We start from the raw sequence: 20,967 nt of genomic DNA, 5'->3' as shown, positions 1-20,967 counted from the left end.
CTTTAGTGCAGTTGGCGGTAGATTTCTTCTGCTAATGCGCTGGAGATGCCCTCGACCTGCTTCAGATCCTCGATACTGGCGTCGACCACGCCGCGCAGTCCGCCGAACCGCGCCAGCAGGCGCTGGCGGCGCTTGGCACCAATGCCTTCGATCTCCTCCAGGCGCGAGGTCTGGCGGGTCTTGGCGCGCTTGGCGCGCATGCCGGTGATGGCGAAGCGGTGCGCCTCGTCGCGGATCTGCGCCACCAGCATCAGCGCCGCCGATTCCTTGCCCAGCTCCTGCGCCGGCCGGCCGTCGACGAACATCAGCGTCTCCAGGCCGACCCGCCGCCCCTCCCCTTTGGCGACGCCGACGATCAGGCTGATGTCCAGCCCCAGCTCGGCGAACACCTGGCGCGCCATCTCGATCTGGCCCTTGCCGCCGTCGATCAGCACCACGTCCGGCATGACGCCGTCGCCGTTGGCGACCTTTTCGTAGCGGCGCATCAGCACCTGGCGCATCGCCGCGTAATCGTCGCCGGGGGTGATGTCGTTGATGTTGTAGCGGCGGTATTCGCCGTTCTGCATCTGGTGGTGATGGAACACCACGCACGAGGCCTGCGTGGCCTCGCCCTGCGTGTGCGAGATGTCGAAGCATTCCACGCGCAGCGCGTCGATGTCTTCCGGCTCCAGCTGCAGCGCCTCGACCAGCGCGCGCGTGCGCGATTGCTGCGAGCCCTGCTCCGACAGCAGCCGCGCCAGCGAGATCTCGGCGCCCTTCTGCGCCAGCTCCAGCCATTTGCGACGCTGGTCCTGTGGCTGGAAGATCAGGTTGATGCGGTGGCCGCACTGATCCTGCAAGGCCTGCATCAGCGCCGGATGGTCGAATTCGATGTTGAGGATCAGCGTGCCGGGGATGAACTTCTCGGTGTAGTGCTGGACCAGGAAGGCGGCCAGCACCTCGACTTCGATCGCCTCTTCCGCGATGGCGGCGGCGTCGCCGATGTGGTTGGGGAAGTAGGCGCGGTCGCCCAAATGGCGGCCGCCGCGCACCATCGCCAGGTTGACGCAGGCGCGTCCGCCCTGCACCAGCACGGCGATGATGTCGACGTCGGCGTCGCCGGTGGTTTCCATGCTCTGCTGGTGCAGCACGCGCGACAGCGACTGGATCTGGTTGCGCACGCCGGCAGCCAGCTCGAATTTGAGCTCGCCGGCGTAGGCGTGCATTTTCTTTTCCAGGTCGGCCATCACTTCGCTCTGGCGGCCGCGCAGGAAGCGCGCGGCGTTTTCGACGTCGGCCTTGTAGTCTTCCTTGCTGATCAGGTCCACGCAGGGCGCGCTGCAGCGGCCGATCTGGTGCAGCAGGCACGGGCGCGTACGGTTGGAGTAGACGCTGTCTTCGCAGGTGCGGATCAGGAACACCTTCTGCAAAATCTGCATCGATTCCTTGACCGCCCACGAGCTGGGGAACGGGCCGAAGTACTGGTTCTTCTTGTCCACTCCGCCGCGGTAGTAGACCATGCGCGGCGCGTCGCCGCCGGTGATCTTCAGGTAGGGATAGGATTTATCGTCGCGGAACAGGATGTTGAAGCGCGGGCTGAGGGCCTTGATCAGGTTATTCTCAAGGATCAGCGCTTCGGCTTCGCTGTGGGTGACAGTGGTCTCCAGCCGCGCGATGCGCTCGACCATCATGGCGATGCGCGGGCTGCTGAGGTTTTTCTGGAAGTAGCTGGAGACGCGCTTCTTCAGGTCGCGCGCCTTGCCGACGTAGAGCACCTTGTCTTCGGCGTCGAAATAGCGGTACACGCCCGGCAGGTTGGGCAGCTTGGCCACAGTGGCCAGCACTTGTTCGCGCGGATCGGGCGCGGAGATTACTTCGTCGGTCAATTCTCACCTCTAGCAGCCGCCCCGTCGTTCCCGCGCAGGCGGGAACCCATGCTGAGTGTACTCATGCGGCGCATGGATTCCCGCTTTCGCGGGAATGACCGGGTATTTCTTGTTCGACGATGACGAAGGCGACGGCGTATTCTTCCTCGTCGCTGACCGTCACCTGTGCAGACAGCTTATTCTTTTCCATGAATTCCTTCAGCACGCCACTGCACACGATCACCGGCTTGCCGCTGGGGGCGTTGAGCATCTGCGCGGCCGGCCAGGTCATCGGCATGCGCATGCCCAGGCCGATGGCCTTGGAGAAGGCTTCCTTGGCGGCGAAGCGCGTGGCGACGAAGCGGATGCCGCGCGCCGCGTTCTTGGCCTTGCGCGCCAGGTACTTCTCCATCTCCTGCGGGCCGAGGATCTTGGCGGCGAAACGGTCGCCATTGCGCGCCAGCGCCTCCTCGATACGCGGAATCTTGCAGATGTCGGTGCCTATGCCGTAGATCACTTGGCCCGTCCCAGGCGGGTGGAGACCATGATGGCCTTCATCTCGCGCACGGCGTTTTCCCAGCCGACGAACACCGAGTGGGCGACGATGGCGTGGCCGATATTGAGCTCGGCGATTTCCGGGATGGCGGCGATGGCTTGCACGTTGGTGTAGTGCAGGCCGTGGCCGGCGTTGACCTTCAGACCTTTCGATACGCCATACAGCACGCCGCGATGGATGCGCTCCAGTTCAGCGGCCTGCTCGGCGCCTTCGGTGTCGGCGTAGCGGCCGGTGTGCAGCTCGATCACCGGCGCGCCGATTTCGGCGGTGGCGTTCATCTGCGCTTCGTCAGCGTCGATGAACAGGCTGACGCGGATGCCCTCGGCCTGCAACTGCTTGACGGCGGCCTGCACGGCGTTGAAATGGGTGACCACATCGAGGCCGCCTTCGGTGGTGACTTCGGTGCGCTTCTCGGGCACCAGGCAGACGTCGGCCGGCTTGATGCGGCAGGCGAAGTCGATCATCTCCTGCGTGACGGCCGCTTCCAGGTTCATGCGGGTCAGCAGCTGGGGCGCCAGCGCGATCACGTCGGCATCCTTGATGTGGCGGCGGTCTTCGCGCAGGTGCAGCGTGATGCAGTCGGCGCCGGCCTGCTCGGCCAGCAGCGCGGCGCGGATCGGGTCCGGATACGTGGTGCCGCGCGCGTTGCGCAAGGTGGCGACGTGGTCGATGTTCACGCCGAGGTCGATGATGGTGCCGGAGGGTTGCAGGAAGCTCATTGGTTTATACCGTTTATCTAGTTATAACTGCATCAGGTCGATCAGGATCTGGCGCGTGTTCAGCGGCGCGCCGCCCAGGTGGTGCGCCAGCAGAAAGCGCATCAGCTGCTTGCTCTGCGCCTGGGTGGCGGCGTCCTGGTAGTCTTCGCGCTCCATGTCGAGCAGGGTCTTGCCGGCCACGCGCGGCCACGGGTCGGCGGCGCGCTCGGGGCGCGGGCCGCGTTCCGGGTCCACCACGTAGACCACGTCGGTCTGCACGGCGCGGCGGGTTTCGGTGCAGCGGGTCAGGTCGGCGGAGACGCCTGTCTCTTTAAGTAGGGCCCGTTCGAATTTTCTCAAGACGATGGGCGCAGGTTCATTGTGCGCCAGCTGGTTCAGCGTGGCGACGTAGTGGTCGAACAGGCGCGGGTGGGCGTCGTCGCGCGCCAGCAGCTTGACCAGCAGCTCGTTCAGGTAGAAGCCGCACAGCAGCGCGGTTTTCTCCAGCGGCAGCATGCCGCCCACCCATTCGGCGTCGGTCAGCGTGCGCAGTTCGGATTTGCCGACCCAGCTGGAGGACAGCGGCTGAAAGGTTTGCAGCACGCCGCGCAGCTGCGAGTGCGGCCGCTTGGCGCCCTTGGCGATCAGGGCCACGCGGCCGAAGTCGCGCGTGAACAGGTCGATGATGAGGCTGGTTTCTTTGTAGGGATAGCTGTGCAGGACGAAGGCCGGCTGGCCGGCGACCTTGGTGCCGAAGGTGCGCTCGCGCGACGGTGCGCGCGGGCGTTTGGATGTTGTGACTGGTGGTGCTGGTGATGCCGGCACCGGGACGGGCACCACTTCACGCTCCGCTTCAGTTACGGCCTGCTGCGGTGCCGCTGCGATGTCGGCGTCTAGCGTGGTGGTGGACATCGCCCCTCTTCTTTATTCGTAGCCGTAGGCGCGCAGACCCGCTTCGTTGTCGGCCCAGCCGGATTTGACCTTGACCCAGATCTCCAGGTACACGGGGCCGCCGAACAGTTTTTCCATGTCCAGGCGGGCCTGGGTGGAGACTTCCTTCAGGCGCGCGCCCTTGTTACCGATGATCATGGACTTGTGCGTGTCGCGCTCGACCAGGATGGCGGCGAACACGCGGCGCAGGTCGCCCTCCTGCTCAAACTGCTCGATCAGCACGGTGCTGGTGTAAGGCAGCTCGTCGCCGACGAAGCGGAACAGTTTTTCGCGGACGATTTCCGACGCCAGGAATTTCTCGCTGCGGTCGGTGATGTCGTCCGGTCCGAAGATGGGCTGGTTCTCCGGCAGGAATTTCTTGATCTCTTTTTCCAGGCCGTCCAGCTGGAAGCGCAGCTTGGCCGACACCGGCACGATGGCGGCGAAGTTGAACTTGGCCGCGACCTGCTGGGCGAACGGCAGCAGCACCGCCTTGTCCTTGACGCGGTCGGCCTTGTTGATCACCAGGACCACCGGCACTTCGGTCGGCAGCAGGTCCAGCACTTGCTGGTCGGCCGGGCCGAAGGTGCCGGCCTCGATCACGTACAGGATCAGGTCGGACGAGATCAGGGTGTTGGTGACGGTCTTGTTGAGTGTCTTGTTCAGCGCGTTCGCGTGGCGGGTCTGGAAGCCCGGCGTGTCGACGTAGATGAACTGGGCGTCGTCGTGGGTCTGGATGCCGGTGATGCGGTGGCGCGTGGTTTGCGCCTTGCGCGAGGTGATGCTGACCTTGGCGCCAATCAGCGTATTCATCAGGGTCGATTTGCCCACGTTCGGGCGGCCCACGATGGCGATATAGCCACAACGGAAGTTGGCGGAGGTCGTTTCGGTATTCATTTCAGTTCTCTTTTTACTTGTTTGCTGCTTTGGCAGGCGGTGGCGACGGTTCGTTACCGGCCTCGGTCGTCTGCACGGTGGCGATGCCGGCCAGCTTGAGCTGGGCGGCGCGCGGTTTGGACTTGCGGCCGGCGGCCGGGGTCTTCACCAACGCTTGTTCGGCCACTTCCAGCGCCAGCTTGGCGGCGGCCTGTTCGCCGGCGCGACGGCTGCCGCCGCGTCCGTAGACCTGGATGCCCAGCTTGGGCACCAGGCATTCGATTTCGAATTCCTGGCTGTGCGCGGCGCCATGGGTGGCAACCACATTGTACAGCGGCAGCGAAATCTTCTTACTTTGCAGGAATTCCTGCAGCAGGGTCTTGGCGTCCTTGCCCAGGGTTTGCGGGTCCACCGATTCCAGGATGGGAATATAGAAGGCCCGGATCACGTCGCGCGCGGGGTTGAAGCCGCCGTCGAGGAAGATGGCGCCCAGCAGCGCCTCCAGCGTGTCGGCCAGGATCGAGGGACGGCGGAAACCGCCCGACTTCAACTCCCCTTCGCCCAGCCGCAGGAACTGCGACAGCTCCAGCTTTTGCGCGATCTCGTACAGCGACTGCTGCTTGACCAGGTTGGCGCGCAGGCGCGACAGGTCGCCCTCGTCGATCGCCACGAAGCGCTCGTACAGGATGGACGCGACCACGCAGTTCAGGATCGAATCGCCCAGGAACTCCAGTCGTTCATTATGCAAACTGCTGTGGCTACGGTGCGTCAAGGCTTGCTGCAACAGGCCAGCATCCTGGAACGTATAGCCTAAACGGGTTTGCAATAACTGAAGATTCATTGTTCTGTTCGGTTCTGTCTGAGCTGTTTATTTAACTTATTGATCGGTCTTGGCCGGGGACTGGACGCCGCCCTTGGCCGTGGTGCCCTGGTATTCCAACAGCAGGCTGGCCGGCCCGACCAGCGGGATTTTCTTTTCGTAGGCGAAGCTGATTTCAAATTCGCCGTTTTCCTTGGCAATCAGCAGATCGTGGCTGGTGATCGAGCTGATGTAGCCGGTGGTCGCGTTGGCGTCGAACGACTTCTGCATCTCCAGCACGGAACCGCCGGTGGCCTTGGCCGTGACGATGGCGTTCTGGATCGCCCGGTACTCGGTGTAGGTCGGCACGATCTTCAGCGCCAGCACGCCGATGAAGCCCAACGCGGCCAGCACCACGATCAGTCCGACCAGGGAAACGCCCTGCTGCTGTTTCAGGCTTGCTTGCATCTTAGTCCCTTTCACCATGGTCCGCCGTCAGTGGAGGCTTAGTGGATGCTGCCGATACGGCGCAGGTTACCCAGGTTCATCCACACGAAGAATGCTTTACCAACAATGTTCTTGTCCGGCACAAAGCCCCAGTAGCGGCTGTCCGCGCTGTTGTCGCGGTTGTCGCCCATCATGAAGTAATTGCCCTGCGGAACTACGCAGGTGAAGCCTTCATACTTGTAGGTGCAGTTTTCGCTGTACGGGAACTTCTTCACACCATCCAGGCTCAGCGTAGGCGCCGCCTCGTTGTTGAGGATGCGATGGCTGACGCCGGTCAGGTCTTCCTGGAACTGTTTGTTATATTGCAAGTGCTCGTCGTCAAGGTAGTCGTCCAGCGGCGTGTACTTCACTTCCACGCCATTCACCGTTAAGCGCTTGTTTTCATATGTGATTTTATCACCCGGCACGCCAATGACGCGCTTGATGTAATCCTGGCTCATATCCAGCGGATATTTGAACACCATCACGTCGCCGCGCTTGGGGTCGTTGATCTGCACGATCTTCTGGTTCAGCACCGGCAGGCGGATGCCGTAGGTGAACTTGTTCACCAGGATCAGGTCGCCCACCAGCAGGGTCGGCACCATCGACGACGACGGGATCTTGAACGGCTCGTACAGGAAGGAGCGCAGGAAGAACACCAGCGCGATCACCGGGAAGAAGCTGCCCGAATATTCGATCCAGGTCGGCTGGCGCAGGATGCTGGACTCTATCTCGGCACGCTTGCCCTGGTTGTCGAGCTTGATGCCGTCGGCGGTGGCCCTGGCGGTGCGGGCGTCGTACTCGGCCAGCGCACGGTCGGCGGCGGCACGGCGCTGCTTGGCCAGGTAGAACACATCCAGGAACCAGATCACACCGGTGATCACCATCAGTACGAACAGGATTAAAGCAAAATTACCTAAGATCACTTGCAGGTTCATTTGTCGTCCACTTGTAAGATTGCCAGGAACGCTTCTTGTGGAATCTCAACCGAGCCCACTTGCTTCATGCGTTTTTTACCTGCTTTTTGCTTCTCCAACAGCTTCTTCTTACGGCTGATGTCGCCGCCGTAGCACTTCGCCAGCACGTTCTTGCGCAAGGCCTTGACGTTCTCACGCGAGATCACGTTGACACCGATGGCCGCCTGGATCGCCACGTCGAACATCTGGCGCGGGATCAGCTCGCGCATCTTGGCCGCCACCTGGCGGCCGCGGTAGGCGGAGTTGGATCGGTGCACGATGATGGCCAGCGCGTCGACCTTCTCGCCGTTGATCAACATGTCGACCTTGACCACGTCGGAGGCGCGGTATTCCTTGAACTCGTAGTCCATCGAGGCGTAGCCGCGCGAGGTGGACTTCAGCTTGTCGAAGAAGTCCAGCACGATCTCGCCCATCGGCATTTCATAGACCAGCTTGACCTGGCGGCCGTGGTAGGCCATGTCCATCTGCACGCCGCGCTTGCCGATGCACAGCGTGATCACCGAGCCCACGTACTCTTGCGGCATGTACAGGTTGACCGTGACGATGGGCTCGCGGATCTCGTTGATCTTGGTCGGCTCCGGCATCTTCGACGGATTGTCGACCTTGATGATGCTGTTGTCGCGCATGACCACTTCGTACACCACGGTCGGGGCCGTGGTGATCAGGTCCATGTCGAATTCGCGCTCCAGGCGCTCCTGGACGATCTCCATGTGCAGCAGGCCGAGGAAGCCGCAGCGGAAGCCGAAGCCCAGCGCCTGCGATACTTCCGGCTCGTACATCAGCGCGGCGTCGTTCAGCTTGAGCTTTTCCAGCGAGTCGCGCAGCGCGTCGTACTGGTTGGCTTCGACCGGGAACAGGCCGGCGAACACTTGCGGCTGCACTTCCTTGAAGCCCGGCAGCGGCTCCGCCGCCGGACGGTTGGCCAGGGTGACGGTGTCGCCAACCTTGGCGGCCTTCAGTTCCTTGATGCCGGCGATGATGAAGCCCACCTGGCCGGCCGACAGCTGCGGCAGCGAGACCGAGCGCGGCGCGAAGATGCCGACGTCCTCCACCAGCTGCAGCGAGTCGGTGGCCATCAGTTTGATCTTGTCCTTCGGCTTGAGGGTGCCGTTGATCACGCGCACCAGCATCACCACGCCGACGTAGGGGTCGTACCACGAGTCGACGATCAGCGCCTGCAGCGGCGCATCCGGGTCGCCCTTCGGCGGCGGGACTTTGGCGATGATCGATTCCAGCACGTCTTCCACGCCCAGGCCGGTCTTGGCCGAGCAATGGACGGCATCGCCGGCTTCGATGCCGATCACGTCTTCGATCTCGGCGATCGCGGTCGGCGGGTCGGCGTTGGGCAAGTCGATCTTGTTCAGGACCGGCACCACTTCCACGCCCAGGTCGAGCGCGGTGTAGCAGTTGGCCACGGTCTGGGCTTCCACGCCTTGCGAGGCGTCGACCACCAGCAGCGCGCCTTCGCAGGCCGACAGCGAGCGCGACACTTCGTAGGAGAAGTCGACGTGGCCGGGGGTGTCGATCAGGTTCAGGTTGTAGACGATGCCGTCGCGGGCCTTGTATTGCAGGGCTGCGGTCTGCGCCTTGATCGTAATGCCGCGTTCGCGCTCCAGATCCATCGAATCGAGCACTTGCGACTCCATCTCGCGTTCGGACAAGCCACCGCACAATTGAATGATGCGGTCCGCCAGGGTCGATTTACCGTGGTCGATGTGGGCGATGATGGAAAAATTGCGTATGTTGTTCATTAACAAATATTCAAAAACGGGTTTGAAACGACGGGGCGCGGAAAATGCGCGCAATACGAAAAAAGCGCTCCGAGCGGGGCGGTAATGCCCTGGCGAGCGCCTTGATGACAGCCACTAAAAGCAAAACGGAAGCTTTTCTACCCCCGCATTTTACCGGATTTCAGAGGGGAAAGGCCGACTTATGCGGTGCGAAATGCATATTGCTTAAGGTCTTGGGGTAAAAAATGTCGGGGGAATGCTTATTTATTAAGCAGACCTGAGCAGTTGCAGCACTTTTGCTTCGTCCAGGAAGTAGTGGCACAGCTCGGGCTGGGACAGGTCGGCGTACAGCACCGGGACCAGTTCGTCGAAACGGGCCACCAGGGCGTCGTCGGCGTCGACGTCGATCACGTCGACGGTGATCGGCCGTTCCGGCGTTTGCAGGCGCATCAGGGCGTCCAGCATGTCCTGGCAGAGGTGGCAGTAACTGCGGGAGTAGAGGGTGAAGTGCATCGTATCCGGGAACCGCCCACCCCGCACTGCGGCGACTGGGGTCTGACCCCGGACGGGGTCAGACCCCGCCTTTACGGGGTCAGCGCGGTTCAATCAGCCTGTTACTTGGCGCTGGGACGCACGGAAACGAACTGCGCGACGTCGCCGCGGCGCACCAGCAGCACCGAGGCCTTCTTCGGGTCGAGCTTGGCCACGGCCGCGTTGAACTGCTTGGCGTCCTTGACTTCGACGTTGTTCAGCTGCAGCAGCACGTCGCCCTCCAGCACACCGGCGCGGCCCGCCACGCCTTCGGCCGAGTCCACCACCACGCCGCCGTCCACGCCCAGGTCCTTCTTCTGGTCAGCCGACAGGTCGCTGACCTTCAGGCCCAGTGCGTTGGCCTTGACCACCGCCTCCGGCTCGGCGCTGCCGCCCTTGCCCTTGCCTTTGCCGGCCTTGGCGGTCTTGTCCGCTTCCAGTTCGGCCACGGTCACCGGCAGGTCCAGTTGCTGGCCCTTGCGCCAGACGGTCACCACAGCCTTGCTGGCCAGCGCGGTGCCGCCCACCAGGCGCGGCAGGTCGGACGAGCGGGTCACCGGCACGCCGTTGAATTTGAGGATGATGTCGCCCGCCTTGATGCCGGCCTTGTCGGCGGGACCGCCCGGCTCCACCAGCGACACCTCGGCGCCCTGCGCATTCTTCAGGCCCAGCGATTCCGCCACTTCCTTGCTGACTTCGCCGATCTGCACGCCGATGCGGCCGCGCGTGACCTTGCCGTTTTTCTTCAGCTGCTCCGACACGCGGATCGCCTCGTCGATCGGCACCGCGAAGGAAATGCCGTTGTAGCCGCCGGACAGCGTGGCGATCTGCGAATTGATGCCGATGACTTCGCCGCGCATATTGATCAGCGGGCCGCCGGAGTTGCCGGGGTTGACCGCGACATCGCTCTGGATCAGCGCCAGGTAGTCGCCGGTGTCGCGCTGCTTGGCCGAGATGATGCCGGCGGTGACGGTATTTTCCAGGTTGAACGGCGAGCCGATCGCGATCACCCATTCGCCGACGCGGATCTTGTCCGAATCACCCATGATCAGGAACGGCAGCTTGTCGCCCTCGATCTTCAGCACGGCGACGTCGGTGCGGGCGTCGGCGCCCAGCACCTTGGCCTTGAACTCGCGCTTGTCGGTCAGCGTGACGAACACCTCGTCGGCGCCGTCGACCACGTGGGCGTTGGTCATCACATAGCCGTCGGCCGACAGGATGAAGCCGGAACCGACGCCGCGCTGCACCGGCTCGTCGGACGGCGCCTGGCGGCGGCCGCGCGGCGTGCCCTTGCCGCCGGGATTGCCCGGCTGCGGCAACGCGCCGCCAAAGAAGCGGCGCAGGAATTCCTGCATCTCTTCTTCGCCGGGCTGGCCGTCGGCGCCGCCGCGGTTGCCCAGCTTGAGGCGTTCGGTGGTGCGGATGTTGACCACGGCCGGACCGACGCGGTCGACCAGGTCGGCAAAATCCGGCAGGCCGATGACGGCGCCGGTGACCGGCGCGGCGGCCGCTGCGGTCGCCATGCCGAACACGGCGGGCGAGATCCATACGCTTGCGCTGACCAGCAGCGCGGAAAGAGTTTTACTACCAGCAGAGAAATTATTTTTCATGGAAAGTATCGGTCTTTATAAAGTTCTGGAACGCAAATACCCCTCGGGCGAAGTTGCGCGAGGCTGGGGCTAGCGTATGGTAAGCGAAAACTCGCCCGATGGTGCGCGCGAAGATGTTAAAAGCGTATGCGCTTCACGGCAAGATGACGTCCGCCGGCGACTCGGCCGGGTCCGGCGCCGAAGGGTCGGCCGCACGCGGCGCCGGGGCGGCGGCAGGGCCATGGGCAGGCTCGGCTGCCAGGCGGGCCGCCAGCGACGCGCTGAAGCCGTCGCTCAGCTCGCCGTGGGCCTGATCGCGCAGCACGTCGCCGGCCAGGTGGTAGGCGCGCCAGGCCGCCCGCCCTTCCGCCGTGCCGAGCGCCGCCAGGGCCAGTTCACGCTCGCTGTCCGCCAACTCGCCGTCAGCCAGCGCCGAGATGTTTTCGTGCAGTCTTTTCTGGGTATCCATCGCGCATCCCGCCATGTCAAAACAAGTCCGCCGCGCCCGCATTTCCAGACGCCAATAACAGTTGCCATCATTCGCCCCTTACCAACGCTTGTCAACTGGCAAATCCAGCAAGGGTCGTAATTTCTCGGCGATGACTTCGCGGGCGCGGAAAATGCGGCTGCGCACCGTGCCGATCGGACAGGCCATGATGTCGGAAATTTCTTCATAGCTCAGTCCCTCGATCTCGCGCAAGGCTATCGCGGTGCGCAAATCCACGGGCAAGGCATCCATCGCCGCATTGACGGTTTGGGCGATCTGCTTGCTAGCCAGCATGGACTCCGGCGTATTGATGTCGCGCAAATGCTCGCCATCGCTAAAGGCTTCGGCTTGTTCGGCGTCTGCTTCGGTCGACGTAGGCGTGCGGCGGCCTTGCGTCGCCAGGAAATTCTTGGCGGTATTGATGCCGATGCGGTACAGCCACGTATAGAAGGCCGAGTCGCCGCGGAAATGCCGCAGCGCGCGGTAGGCCTTGATAAATGTCTCCTGCACCACATCCTCGGCTTCGGCCGGATCGTGGACGATACGCGACAGCAAGCGCATCAGCCGGCGTTGGTACTTCGCCACCAGCAGATCAAACGCCTGCTTGTCACCATCCCGCACCCGGTCGACCAGTACCTGGTCGCACTCACGTTCTGTCGTCACTCCTGCATTCCTCGGTGGCATGCAGCGTGGCCGAATAATATAGCCATATGCTATAGAGTTAGCCCGCTGCAAGAAGTTCACAGTGTTCGCGTTTTTATTTCGGCCCGTGCGGCGATGGCTCGGCAGGCCAGCGACATGGCGCGCCAGTCGGCGGGCGTCACGCTGTCAGGCAGTACCGTCACCACCTGCACATCGCCGTGGTCGCCGCCCAGCCGCAAGAGCAGCAAACCCGGCCATATGGTCGAGCCCTCCAGCAGGCGCAGCGCCATCCCCGTCTCCCGGTATACCGTCAGCCGCAGCTGGCCGACACCGGAAATATCAAGGTGGCGTGCAATACGATACGGACGCCCGCGCCACAGGCCGAATAGCCCGGCAAGCACGCAACACAATGGCGCGCACCAGCCGGGACAGGCAGCGGCAGACGCCATCGCGCAGCAGCACACGCCGGCATGCAGCAGGCGCAAGCCGGATGAGGGGCGAACGATGACAGAGACCGCAATCGACATGACAGCAGCGCGCGCTCAACAACGGTTCAACAAAATAGGGAGTTACAGTCGGAAGCGCCGGCCGCGAAGGCCGGGCAATTCTGGCGCCGGCGAATGCCGGCGCCGAATCCACGCTCACCCTGTTTGGACAAGGCTGGCGCGGATTAGTTCAACGCGGGGTCGAACTTTTTTGCGGTCTTTAGATCTTGCCGAACACCAGGCTACCGTTGGTGCCGCCGAAGCCGAACGAGTTCTTGACTGCATACTCGATCTTCATCGGACGGGCCACGTTAGCGCAGAAGTCCAGGTCGCAAGCTGGGTCCTGGTTGAAGATGTTGATGGTCGGTGGCGACACCTGATGGTGGACCGCCAGTACCGTAAACACCGCTTCCAGGCCGCCGGCGCCGCCCAACAGGTGACCGGTCATCGACTTGGTCGAATTGATCACCATGTTCTTGGCGTGCGCGCCGAAGGTGCGCTTGATGCCCTGCACTTCCGCCACGTCGCCCAGCGGGGTCGACGTGCCGTGTGCGTTCAGGTAGTTCACCTGGTCCGGATTGATGCCGGCGTTGGCCAGCGCTGCAATCACGGACTTGCTGCCGCCGCTGCCATCTTCCAATGGCGAGGTCATGTGATAAGCGTCAGCGCTCATCCCGAACCCCAGCAGCTCGGCGTAGATCTTGGCGCCGCGTGCCTTGGCGTGTTCGTACTCTTCGAGCACCATCACGCCGGCGCCCTCGCCCAGCACGAAACCGTCGCGGTCCTTGTCCCATGGGCGGGACGCGGTCGCTGGGTCGTCGTTGCGGGTCGACAGCGCACGGGCCGAGGCGAAGCCGCCCAGACCCAGTGGCGATACGGTCGATTCCGCGCCGCCGGCCACCATGACGTCGGCGTCGCCGTACTCAATCATGCGGGCAGCCGCGCCGATGCAGTGCAGGCCGGTGGTGCAGGCCGTGACGATCGACAGGTTAGGACCACGCATGCCGTACTTGATCGACAGGTTACCCGAGATCATGTTGATGATCGAGGCAGGCACGAAGAACGGCGAAATACGGCGCGGACCGCGCTTGTCGTACTCTTCCTTGGTTTCTTCGATCAGCGGCAGGCCGCCGATACCGGAACCGATGATGACGCCGATGCGATCGGCGTTCTCTTCGGTGACGACGATGCCGGAGTCTTGCACCGACTGGATGCCGGCCGCCATGCCGTAATGGATAAAGGTATCCATGTGGCGCGCTTCCTTAGCGGGGATGTAATCCTCGATATTGAAGCCTTTGACTTCACCGGCGAACTTGGTGGTGAAAGCTTGCGCATCAAACTTGGTGATGGTGGCAATCCCGGATTTACCCTCGGTGATCGCGGCCCACGATTCGGCAACAGTATTGCCAACCGGAGTCACGGCGCCCAGGCCGGTGATGACAACACGACGGTTTTTAGAACCTCTCAAGCGATTCTCCTAAAGTCGATCGGGCAGCAATTACGCCTTGACGTGGGCGGTAGCGTAGTCGATCGCTTGCTGTACGGTGGTGATCTTTTCTGCTTGTTCGTCAGGGATTTCCATTTCGAATTCGTCTTCCAGGGCCATCACCAGTTCCACGGTGTCCAGGGAGTCAGCGCCGAGGTCGTCGACGAACGAGGATTCGATCTTGATGTCTGCTTCGGCGACGCCCAGTTGCTCAGCGACGATTTTCTTAACGCGTTGTTCGATATCCGACATGTTATGGCTCCATTTTGTTTGTTACGGAAAGCGCGCATTTTATCAGGTTTGCGCACTGAAAAACTAATTTCGGCAGCTGCTGCGAATTTCACTGCAACTAATCCGAAATCACTGCTAAAAGACGAGAACCGGTGGTTTTACGCCACCGGAACACATCAGTTCATATACATCCCGCCGTTCACGTGCAGGGTGGCACCGGTAATATACGACGCCTGCGGCGACGCCAGGAAGGCGACCGCCGCCGCGATATCCTCAGGCTTGCCCAGGCGCGCCAGCGGAATCTGCGTCAGCAGGGCGGCGTGATGATCTTCGCCCAGCACCTTGGTCATGTCGGTATCGATAAAGCCCGGCGCCACGCTGTTGACGGTGATGTTGCGGCTGCCGATTTCACGCGCCAGCGCGCGGCCCATGCCTTCCACGCCGGCCTTGGCGGCGGCATAGTTCATCTGGCCAGCATTGCCGGAGGACGCCACCACCGAAGTGATGTTGATAATACGCCCAGTCTTCGCTTTCATCATGCCGCGCAGGACGGCGCGCGACAGGCGGCCGACCGAGCTCAGGTTGGTAGCGATGACGTTGTCCCACTCTTCGTCCTTCATGCGCATGGCCAGCTGGTCCTGCGTGATGCCGGCGTTGTTGACCAGGATGCCGATGGTGCCGTAGGCCTTGCTGATGTCGTCGATGACGGCGGCGCAGCGCTCGGCGTCGGTGACGTTGAGGACCACGCCCTTGCCTGCTTCAGCGCCGATCTCGGCCAGATAGGCGGAAATCGCCTCGGCGCCGGCTTCGGTGGTGGCGGTGCCGATCACGCGCGCGCCTTGACGGGCCAGTTCCTGGGCAATGGCTTTGCCGATGCCGCGCGATGCGCCCGTTACCAGGGCAACTTGATTTGCTAAATTCATTTGTATCCTTAAACGTTTAGGGAGTGTGCCTGATGATACGGCAGCTTATTTGAGCAGGGTCAACACGCGTTCCAGCGAGGCCTGATCGGTGATGGCGTCGCCAACCAGGGTGGCGTCGATGCGCTTGGTCAAGCCCATCAGCACCTTGCCCGGACCGCACTCGACCACTTGCGTGATGCCTTCGGCGGCGACCTTCTGCATGGTTTCGACCCAGCGCACCGGCGCGGCGGCCTGGCGCACCAGCGCATTCTTGATGCTGGCCGGATCGTTCAGCACGGCGACGTCGACGTTGTTGATCAGCGCGATCTGCGGCGCCGAGAACGTCAGGTCGGCCATGTAGTCGCGCAGGCGGTCCGACGCCGGCTTCAGCAGCGACGAGTGGAACGGCGCCGACACCGGCAGCTTCATGGCGCGCTTGGCGCCCTTGGCCTTGGCGATTTCGCAGGCGCGCTCGACCGCGATGGTGTCGCCGGCGATCACCACTTGCAGCGGCGCGTTGAAGTTGACGGCCTCGACCACCGCACCGACCACGCCGGCAGCGGCTTCGGTGCAGGCGGCGCGGACGTCGTCGTCCGACAGGCCCAGCACCACGGCCATGGTGCCCATGCCGACCGGCACGGCTTCCTGCATGGCTTGCGCGCGGAAGCGCACCAGCGGCACGGCATCCTTGAACGAGATCACACCGGCCGCGACCAGCGCCGAGTACTCACCCAGGCTGTGGCCGGCAACGATGGACGGCAGCGGACCGCCGGCGGCGATCCAGGCGCGGTAGGTGGCGACCGCGGCGGTCAACATCACCGGCTGGGTGTTGGTGGTCAGGTCCAGCTCTTCCTTCGGGCCTTCGGCCATCAGCTTGCCCAGGTCGAACTGCAGCGCGTCCGATGCCTCGGCGATGGTTTGCGCCACCACCGGATTGCCGGCAAAGCCGTCCATCATCGCGATCGCTTGCGAACCCTGGCCTGGAAATACAAAAGCAAATTTAGTCATACTTCATCCATCTCATTTTTATTGAACGCTACGCTAGCATGCCATCGTGACAGCTTTGCTACCGACGAGCCCGTTAGAACTCTAATTCTAATTCAGCCCGTTAAAACCTAGCCAAAACCGCGCCCCACGTAAAGCCGCCGCCCACACCCTCCATCATGATGTGCTGGCCTTTCTTGATGCGGCCATCGCGCACGGCGACGTCCAGCGCCAGCGGGATCGATGCGGCCGAGGTGTTGCCGTGCTGGTCGACGGTGACCACCATCTTCTCGGCAGGCAGGCCCAGCTTCTTGGCGGTGCTGTTCATGATGCGGATGTTGGCCTGGTGCGGGATCAGCCAGTCGATCTGGTCGGCGGTCATATTGGCCTTGTCCAGCGCTTCGTGCGCGACTTTCTCCAATACCGACACGGCCAGCTTGAACACGGCCGGACCATCCATGTACAGGAAGGCGCTGCCGGCAACCGCGCCGCCATCGACCGAACCGGGCACGCTGAGGATGTCCGAATGACGGCCGTCCGCATGCAGCTTGGTGGCCAGGATGCCCGGCTCTTCCGATGCGCTCAGCACGATGGCGCCGGCGCCGTCGCCGAACAGCACGCAGGTGGTGCGGTCGTCGAAATTGAGGATGCGCGAGAACACTTCCGCGCCGATCACCAGCACGTTCTTGTGCACGCCGGCGCGGATGAAGGCGTCGGCGGTGGAGACGGCGTAGACGAAGCCGCTGCACACGGCTTGCACGTCAACTGCCGCGCTGTTGTTGGTGATGCCCAGTTTTTTCTGCACGATGCAGGCGGTGCTGGGGAAGCTGCCGAAGAAGTCCGGCGTCGAGCTGGCCAGCACGATGAGGTCGATGTCGTTCGGCTCCAGGCCGGCCATCTCCAATGCCTGCTTGGCGGCATTGACCGCCAGGTCCGACGATTTCTGCTCAGGCTCGGCGAAGTGACGCGCCGAAATGCCGCTGCGGCTGACGATCCATTCGTCCGACGTCTCGATGCCCTTGGCGGCGAGTTGATCAGCCAGATCCTGGTTGGTCACCCGCTTTGCCGGCAGATAGCTGCCGGTGCCGATAATTTTGCTGTACAAAGTCATGCCGTCTACCGTCCACTAAATAGTTGAGCCAGGTACTTCCGGGGTTTCGGTGTTACGCGGCATCAGCTCGGCGATCAGCGTCGAGATATGCGGCAACACATCATTTTTTGCAGCATCATACGCCCGCTTGATCGCCCATTCAAAGGAATATGCATCGGCGCCGCCGTGACTCTTGAAGACCAGGCCGCGCAGGCCCAGCAAGCTGGCCCCATTGTAACGCGACGGCGACAGGCGGTTCTTGATGGCCTTCAGTGCGCCGCTGCCCAGCAGTGCGCTCAATATCGTCAGCGGATTGCGCTTGAATTCGGTCTTCACGGTGTCGGCGAAGAAGCGCGCCACGCCCTCCACCGCCTTCAGCGTGACGTTGCCGACGAAGCCGTCGCAGACCACGATATCGGTCGTGCCCTTGAAGATGTCGTTGCCCTCGACGTTGCCGTAGAAGTTCAGCGCGCCGCGCTCGTGGTCGGCCTGCAGCAGCTTGCTGGTGGCCTTGACGACGTCGTTGCCCTTGATGTCTTCGGTGCCGACGTTGAGCAGGCCCAGCGTCGGACGCGCGATGTTTTCCATGGCCGACACCAGCACCGAACCCATGATGGCGAACTGGTGCAGGTGATGCGGTTCGCAATCGACGTTGGCGCCCAGGTCCAGCATATAGGTCGGGCCGCCCTTTTGATTGGGCATGATGCTGCAGATCGCCGGACGGTCGACGCCGGTCATGGTCTTGAGCACGTAGCGGGCCACCGCCATCAGCGCGCCGGTGTTGCCGGCCGAGACCGAGGCTTGCGCCTGGCCGTTCTTGACCTGCTCGATGGCCACGCGCATCGACGAATCCTTCTTGCGGCGCAGGGCCACTTCAAGCGGATCGTCCATGGTGACTTGTTCGGAGGCGTGCACCACGCTCAGGCGCGGATGGGCATCGGCATGGTGTTTTTTGAGTTCCGCGCGGATAACGTCTTCCAAACCGACCAGTATCAGTTCAGCATCAGGCTCGTGTTTGACGAAGGAAATAGCTGCGGGGATAGTGACCGAGGGGCCGTGATCTCCGCCCATGCAGTCGATAGAAATTTTGATTGTCATTTGTTTTGATTCAGTACCACGCTCCAGCCTTTACAAGGCAAGCTGCGGCAAGCTGCGGACCGACCAGTTCCAGGTCTACGCGTTTCAAAATGACGGTGTGCAAAAGAGGATTGCAGCCGATGATAAAGAAAAAGCGATGCTTCGCGACTTATCCACGTAGCACCGCCTATTTCCGGGTCCAGCAAAAGCGTCGATTACTCGTCGTTTTTGGTTTTCAGGACTTTACGACCACGGTAAAAGCCGTTAGGGCTGATGTGGTGACGCAGGTGGGTTTCACCGGTGGTTGGCTCGATGCCCAGTTGTGGAGCAACCAGGAAATCGTGCGAACGGTGCATACCGCGCTTCGAAGGGGACTTCTTGTTCTGTTGAACTGCCATGTTAATGACTCCTAATACATAAGTTCTAAAATTTTAACACATTCGACCAGCAAATACATGCGAATCGAGTATCCTGCCGGCAAAACTGAACCGGCATAGTTAAACTGAGATTTACTACATTTCACTGCTGACTTGCCATACTCGATTTACTACACGCGTTTGACACGTTCTTTACAACACTACTTATTCGGATTTGAGGCCCTTGAGGGCGTCGAACGGCGACAACTTCACGCTCTTGGCCTTGTCCAGCAGGGCGGCATCGGGGCAGACATCGTGTTTCGGCGTATGCGGCAAGGCCAGCAGCGCTTCGTCTTCCACCAGATCCATCAGCTCCATGCTGCGGCTGCCGACGATCACATCGATCGTCTCGTCGTTGATCATTTCTTCAATCTCGTCCGCCTGCTCATCGTCCTTACCCAGCATCAAGACCGTCGAAGCATCGATGGTGTGCGCGTAAGGCGTCAGGCAGCGCTGGCAGACCAGTTGCACGGTGCCGGCAACCGACAGCGTCATCTGCGGGAAGCCCATCTTGCTGGTGCCCCCTACTGCTTTCCAGGCGATCGTGCCCGACGTATCGGCGCAATCCCGGGTCAAACGGGTCATTTCGGCAACAGGCGTCACGCCTTGCTGGCTGCCGTTGCTCCGACAAAAATCAAAGGCGTCGATCACAATAGCATTCATTACAGAAATTTCCCCGGAAAACCTGCGATAATAACAGGGTTTTCATCGCCAAGTCAAAGCCTTAGCGTATTTTTCGTTCTTTTTGTGCCGCTGGCACTACCGGCGACAGAGCATATAACATTCCCCTCATGACATCAAGTTTACTCGTACTCGCCTCCAGCTCCGCCTACCGCAGGGAACTCTTATCACGGCTGCAACTGCCGTTCGACGTCGCGGTGCCGGACATCGACGAAAGCCCCCTTCCCGGCGAGACGCCCAGCGCCACGGCGCTGCGCCTGGCGCGCGAAAAAGCCGCCGCCGTGGCCGCCAAGATGCCGGGCCGCGTCGTCATCGGCTCCGACCAGGTCGCCACGCTGGACGACGAGCAGATCGGCAAGCCGGGCAACCACGCCAACGCCCTGGCCCAGCTGCAGAAAATGCGCGGCCGCGAGGTGATCTTCCACACCGCGCTGTGCGTGTGGGATGGCCGCGACCAAAGCTGCCAATTGGAAGACATCCGGACCGTCGTCAAGTTCCGCGACCTGCCGGACGCCGAGCTCGACGCCTACCTGCGCATCGAGCAGCCCTACGACTGCGCCGGCAGCGCCAAGAACGAGGCACTGGGCATCGCCATCCTGGAACGCATCGACAGCAGCGACCCGACCGCCCTCACCGGCTTGCCTTTGATCGCGCTGACAGGCATGCTGCGCCAGATCGGCGTTTCCTTTTTTAATACCTGACTGTTTTTATGACCGGCACCCTCTTTTTAATACCGAACACCCTGGGCGAGACTGAAGCGCTCGCCTCCGTGCTGCCCGAACAGGTGCAACAGATCACCTCGCAGCTCGACTATTTCGTCGCCGAGAACGCCAAGACCGCGCGCGCCTTCCTCAAGCTGGTCAACGCCCGCCATCCGCTGGCCAAGCCGCTGCAGGAGATCAAGATCTCCGAACTCAACGTCAACACCCCGGCGGCCGCGCTGGCTGGCCTGCTGGCGCCGCTGCTGGCGGGACAGGATGGCGGCTTGGTGTCGGAGGCCGGCGTGCCGGCGGTGGCCGATCCCGGCGCCGACCTGGTGCGGCTGGCGCACCAGCACCACATCCCGGTGCGGCCGCTGGTGGGGCCGTCGTCGCTGCTGCTGGCCGTGATGGCGAGCGGGTTGAACGGACAGAGCTTCGCCTTCAACGGCTACCTGCCGACCGATGCCGCGCAGCGCGCCACCCGCATCAAGGAATTGGAGCAGCGCTCGCGCAAGGAAAAGCAAACGCAGCTGTTCATCGAGACGCCCTACCGCAACGCCGCCATGCTGGAAGCGCTGGTGGCGGCCTGCGCGCCGGGCACGCTGGTGTGCGTGGCGACCGACCTCAGCCTGCCGTCGGAAACCATCCGCACCATGAGTGCGTCGCAATGGAAGAGCGCGAAGGCGCCGGACTTCCACAAGAAGCCCACCGTGTTCCTGCTGCTGGGCCAGTAAACCGGCGTCATGCCCGCGCAGGCGGGCATCCATGG

General features: G+C 62.5%; 24 protein-coding genes. 2 read left to right on the top strand and 22 right to left on the bottom strand.

Going from position 1 to position 20,967, the window contains the following annotated elements; genetic code table 11:
* Positions 1–2 precede the first annotated feature (2 nt).
* From uvrC to ACEN9O_RS19555, 22 genes are all read right to left on the bottom strand, one after another.
* Entirely contained in the window at positions 3–1,865 is a 1,863-nt protein-coding gene (gene uvrC, locus ACEN9O_RS19660) for an excinuclease ABC subunit UvrC (RefSeq protein WP_495613505.1), read from the bottom strand.
* Positions 1,866–1,926: 61 nt separating this feature from the next.
* A complete protein-coding gene (acpS, locus tag ACEN9O_RS19655; RefSeq protein WP_495613504.1) occupies positions 1,927–2,361 on the bottom strand; it encodes a holo-ACP synthase in 435 nt (144 codons plus the stop codon).
* Positions 2,358–3,119 (bottom strand): pyridoxine 5'-phosphate synthase, encoded by a 762-nt coding sequence (pdxJ, locus tag ACEN9O_RS19650; RefSeq protein ID WP_495613503.1) that lies wholly within the window; start codon positions 3,117–3,119, stop codon positions 2,358–2,360. Before pdxJ ends, acpS begins: the two co-directional genes overlap by 4 nt.
* Before the next feature lie 21 nt (positions 3,120–3,140).
* Positions 3,141–4,010: a DNA repair protein RecO gene (gene recO / locus ACEN9O_RS19645; protein WP_495613502.1), complete on the bottom strand. Its 870-nt coding sequence runs from the start codon at positions 4,008–4,010 to the stop codon at positions 3,141–3,143.
* A 12-nt stretch (positions 4,011–4,022) separates the two neighbouring features.
* On the bottom strand, positions 4,023–4,925 hold the full coding sequence (era, locus tag ACEN9O_RS19640) for a GTPase Era (protein ID WP_176651599.1): 903 nt from the start codon (positions 4,923–4,925) through the stop codon (positions 4,023–4,025).
* 13 nt (positions 4,926–4,938) lie between these two features.
* The gene (gene rnc, locus ACEN9O_RS19635; protein ID WP_116988252.1) at positions 4,939–5,745 is read right to left on the bottom strand and encodes a ribonuclease III; all 807 of its coding nucleotides are present in this window, start codon (positions 5,743–5,745) and stop codon (positions 4,939–4,941) included.
* A gap of 36 nt (positions 5,746–5,781) precedes the next feature.
* Entirely contained in the window at positions 5,782–6,171 is a 390-nt protein-coding gene (locus ACEN9O_RS19630) for a DUF4845 domain-containing protein (protein WP_495613501.1), read from the bottom strand.
* A 38-nt stretch (positions 6,172–6,209) separates the two neighbouring features.
* Complete coding sequence (lepB, locus tag ACEN9O_RS19625; RefSeq protein ID WP_495613500.1) at positions 6,210–7,127, bottom strand: signal peptidase I; 918 nt, start codon at positions 7,125–7,127, stop codon at positions 6,210–6,212.
* Positions 7,124–8,917, bottom strand: coding sequence for a translation elongation factor 4 (gene lepA, locus ACEN9O_RS19620; protein ID WP_495613499.1), 1,794 nt, complete (start codon positions 8,915–8,917; stop codon positions 7,124–7,126). Before lepA ends, lepB begins: the two co-directional genes overlap by 4 nt.
* A 246-nt stretch (positions 8,918–9,163) precedes the next feature.
* Complete coding sequence (locus tag ACEN9O_RS19615; RefSeq protein ID WP_495613498.1) at positions 9,164–9,409, bottom strand: glutaredoxin family protein; 246 nt, start codon at positions 9,407–9,409, stop codon at positions 9,164–9,166.
* A 101-nt stretch (positions 9,410–9,510) separates the two neighbouring features.
* Positions 9,511–11,037, bottom strand: coding sequence for a Do family serine endopeptidase (locus ACEN9O_RS19610; RefSeq protein ID WP_495613497.1), 1,527 nt, complete (start codon positions 11,035–11,037; stop codon positions 9,511–9,513).
* A 133-nt stretch (positions 11,038–11,170) separates the two neighbouring features.
* The gene (locus ACEN9O_RS19605; protein ID WP_495613496.1) at positions 11,171–11,485 is read right to left on the bottom strand and encodes a sigma-E factor negative regulatory protein; all 315 of its coding nucleotides are present in this window, start codon (positions 11,483–11,485) and stop codon (positions 11,171–11,173) included.
* A 78-nt stretch (positions 11,486–11,563) separates the two neighbouring features.
* Entirely contained in the window at positions 11,564–12,187 is a 624-nt protein-coding gene (gene rpoE / locus ACEN9O_RS19600) for an RNA polymerase sigma factor RpoE (protein ID WP_495613495.1), read from the bottom strand.
* A gap of 56 nt (positions 12,188–12,243) precedes the next feature.
* Complete coding sequence (locus ACEN9O_RS19595; RefSeq protein ID WP_495613494.1) at positions 12,244–12,672, bottom strand: protein YgfX; 429 nt, start codon at positions 12,670–12,672, stop codon at positions 12,244–12,246.
* Between the two features lie 178 nt (positions 12,673–12,850).
* Entirely contained in the window at positions 12,851–14,098 is a 1,248-nt protein-coding gene (gene fabF, locus ACEN9O_RS19590) for a beta-ketoacyl-ACP synthase II (protein WP_495613493.1), read from the bottom strand.
* 30 nt (positions 14,099–14,128) lie between these two features.
* Positions 14,129–14,368, bottom strand: a complete 240-nt coding sequence (acpP, locus tag ACEN9O_RS19585; RefSeq protein ID WP_008449912.1) for an acyl carrier protein — start codon at positions 14,366–14,368, stop codon at positions 14,129–14,131.
* A gap of 155 nt (positions 14,369–14,523) precedes the next feature.
* On the bottom strand, positions 14,524–15,270 hold the full coding sequence (fabG, locus tag ACEN9O_RS19580) for a 3-oxoacyl-ACP reductase FabG (RefSeq protein ID WP_495613492.1): 747 nt from the start codon (positions 15,268–15,270) through the stop codon (positions 14,524–14,526).
* Positions 15,271–15,315: 45 nt separating this feature from the next.
* Complete coding sequence (gene fabD / locus ACEN9O_RS19575; protein ID WP_495613491.1) at positions 15,316–16,257, bottom strand: ACP S-malonyltransferase; 942 nt, start codon at positions 16,255–16,257, stop codon at positions 15,316–15,318.
* Between the two features lie 100 nt (positions 16,258–16,357).
* Positions 16,358–17,344, bottom strand: a complete 987-nt coding sequence (locus ACEN9O_RS19570) for a beta-ketoacyl-ACP synthase III (RefSeq protein WP_495613490.1) — start codon at positions 17,342–17,344, stop codon at positions 16,358–16,360.
* 15 nt (positions 17,345–17,359) lie between these two features.
* Entirely contained in the window at positions 17,360–18,421 is a 1,062-nt protein-coding gene (plsX, locus tag ACEN9O_RS19565) for a phosphate acyltransferase PlsX (protein WP_495613489.1), read from the bottom strand.
* Between the two features lie 194 nt (positions 18,422–18,615).
* Positions 18,616–18,798, bottom strand: a complete 183-nt coding sequence (rpmF, locus tag ACEN9O_RS19560; protein ID WP_008449924.1) for a 50S ribosomal protein L32 — start codon at positions 18,796–18,798, stop codon at positions 18,616–18,618.
* 183 nt (positions 18,799–18,981) lie between these two features.
* Positions 18,982–19,479, bottom strand: coding sequence for a YceD family protein (locus ACEN9O_RS19555; RefSeq protein WP_495613488.1), 498 nt, complete (start codon positions 19,477–19,479; stop codon positions 18,982–18,984).
* 128 nt (positions 19,480–19,607) lie between these two features.
* Between ACEN9O_RS19555 and ACEN9O_RS19550 the strand changes: the two genes are divergently transcribed.
* Both ACEN9O_RS19550 and ACEN9O_RS19545 read left to right on the top strand, forming a co-directional pair.
* Complete coding sequence (locus ACEN9O_RS19550; RefSeq protein WP_495613487.1) at positions 19,608–20,198, top strand: Maf-like protein; 591 nt, start codon at positions 19,608–19,610, stop codon at positions 20,196–20,198.
* A gap of 8 nt (positions 20,199–20,206) precedes the next feature.
* Complete coding sequence (locus ACEN9O_RS19545) at positions 20,207–20,932, top strand: SAM-dependent methyltransferase (protein WP_495613486.1); 726 nt, start codon at positions 20,207–20,209, stop codon at positions 20,930–20,932.
* Positions 20,933–20,967: the final 35 nt, after the last annotated feature.

Source organism: Duganella sp. Dugasp78 (assembly GCF_059491455.1).
Note: the sequence above shows the minus strand (reverse complement) of the source record. Positions and strands in the feature narration are given on the sequence as shown.

What these genes read in the sequence shown, in the direction of transcription:
- pdxJ (WP_495613503.1), bottom strand. Translation starts at nt 3,119, where the DNA reads ATGAGCTTCCTGCAACCCTCCGGCACCATCATCGACCTCGGCGTGAAC.
- recO (WP_495613502.1), bottom strand. Translation starts at nt 4,010, where the DNA reads ATGTCCACCACCACGCTAGACGCCGACATCGCAGCGGCACCGCAGCAG.
- era (WP_176651599.1), bottom strand. Translation starts at nt 4,925, where the DNA reads ATGAATACCGAAACGACCTCCGCCAACTTCCGTTGTGGCTATATCGCC.
- rnc (WP_116988252.1), bottom strand. Translation starts at nt 5,745, where the DNA reads ATGAATCTTCAGTTATTGCAAACCCGTTTAGGCTATACGTTCCAGGAT.
- ACEN9O_RS19630 (WP_495613501.1), bottom strand. Translation starts at nt 6,171, where the DNA reads ATGCAAGCAAGCCTGAAACAGCAGCAGGGCGTTTCCCTGGTCGGACTG.
- lepB (WP_495613500.1), bottom strand. Translation starts at nt 7,127, where the DNA reads ATGAACCTGCAAGTGATCTTAGGTAATTTTGCTTTAATCCTGTTCGTA.
- lepA (WP_495613499.1), bottom strand. Translation starts at nt 8,917, where the DNA reads ATGAACAACATACGCAATTTTTCCATCATCGCCCACATCGACCACGGT.
- ACEN9O_RS19615 (WP_495613498.1), bottom strand. Translation starts at nt 9,409, where the DNA reads ATGCACTTCACCCTCTACTCCCGCAGTTACTGCCACCTCTGCCAGGAC.
- ACEN9O_RS19610 (WP_495613497.1), bottom strand. Translation starts at nt 11,037, where the DNA reads ATGAAAAATAATTTCTCTGCTGGTAGTAAAACTCTTTCCGCGCTGCTG.
- ACEN9O_RS19605 (WP_495613496.1), bottom strand. Translation starts at nt 11,485, where the DNA reads ATGGATACCCAGAAAAGACTGCACGAAAACATCTCGGCGCTGGCTGAC.
- rpoE (WP_495613495.1), bottom strand. Translation starts at nt 12,187, where the DNA reads ATGCCACCGAGGAATGCAGGAGTGACGACAGAACGTGAGTGCGACCAG.
- ACEN9O_RS19595 (WP_495613494.1), bottom strand. Translation starts at nt 12,672, where the DNA reads ATGTCGATTGCGGTCTCTGTCATCGTTCGCCCCTCATCCGGCTTGCGC.
- acpP (WP_008449912.1), bottom strand. Translation starts at nt 14,368, where the DNA reads ATGTCGGATATCGAACAACGCGTTAAGAAAATCGTCGCTGAGCAACTG.
- fabG (WP_495613492.1), bottom strand. Translation starts at nt 15,270, where the DNA reads ATGAATTTAGCAAATCAAGTTGCCCTGGTAACGGGCGCATCGCGCGGC.
- fabD (WP_495613491.1), bottom strand. Translation starts at nt 16,257, where the DNA reads ATGACTAAATTTGCTTTTGTATTTCCAGGCCAGGGTTCGCAAGCGATC.
- ACEN9O_RS19570 (WP_495613490.1), bottom strand. Translation starts at nt 17,344, where the DNA reads ATGACTTTGTACAGCAAAATTATCGGCACCGGCAGCTATCTGCCGGCA.
- plsX (WP_495613489.1), bottom strand. Translation starts at nt 18,421, where the DNA reads ATGACAATCAAAATTTCTATCGACTGCATGGGCGGAGATCACGGCCCC.
- rpmF (WP_008449924.1), bottom strand. Translation starts at nt 18,798, where the DNA reads ATGGCAGTTCAACAGAACAAGAAGTCCCCTTCGAAGCGCGGTATGCAC.
- ACEN9O_RS19555 (WP_495613488.1), bottom strand. Translation starts at nt 19,479, where the DNA reads ATGAATGCTATTGTGATCGACGCCTTTGATTTTTGTCGGAGCAACGGC.
- ACEN9O_RS19550 (WP_495613487.1), top strand. Translation starts at nt 19,608, where the DNA reads ATGACATCAAGTTTACTCGTACTCGCCTCCAGCTCCGCCTACCGCAGG.
- ACEN9O_RS19545 (WP_495613486.1), top strand. Translation starts at nt 20,207, where the DNA reads ATGACCGGCACCCTCTTTTTAATACCGAACACCCTGGGCGAGACTGAA.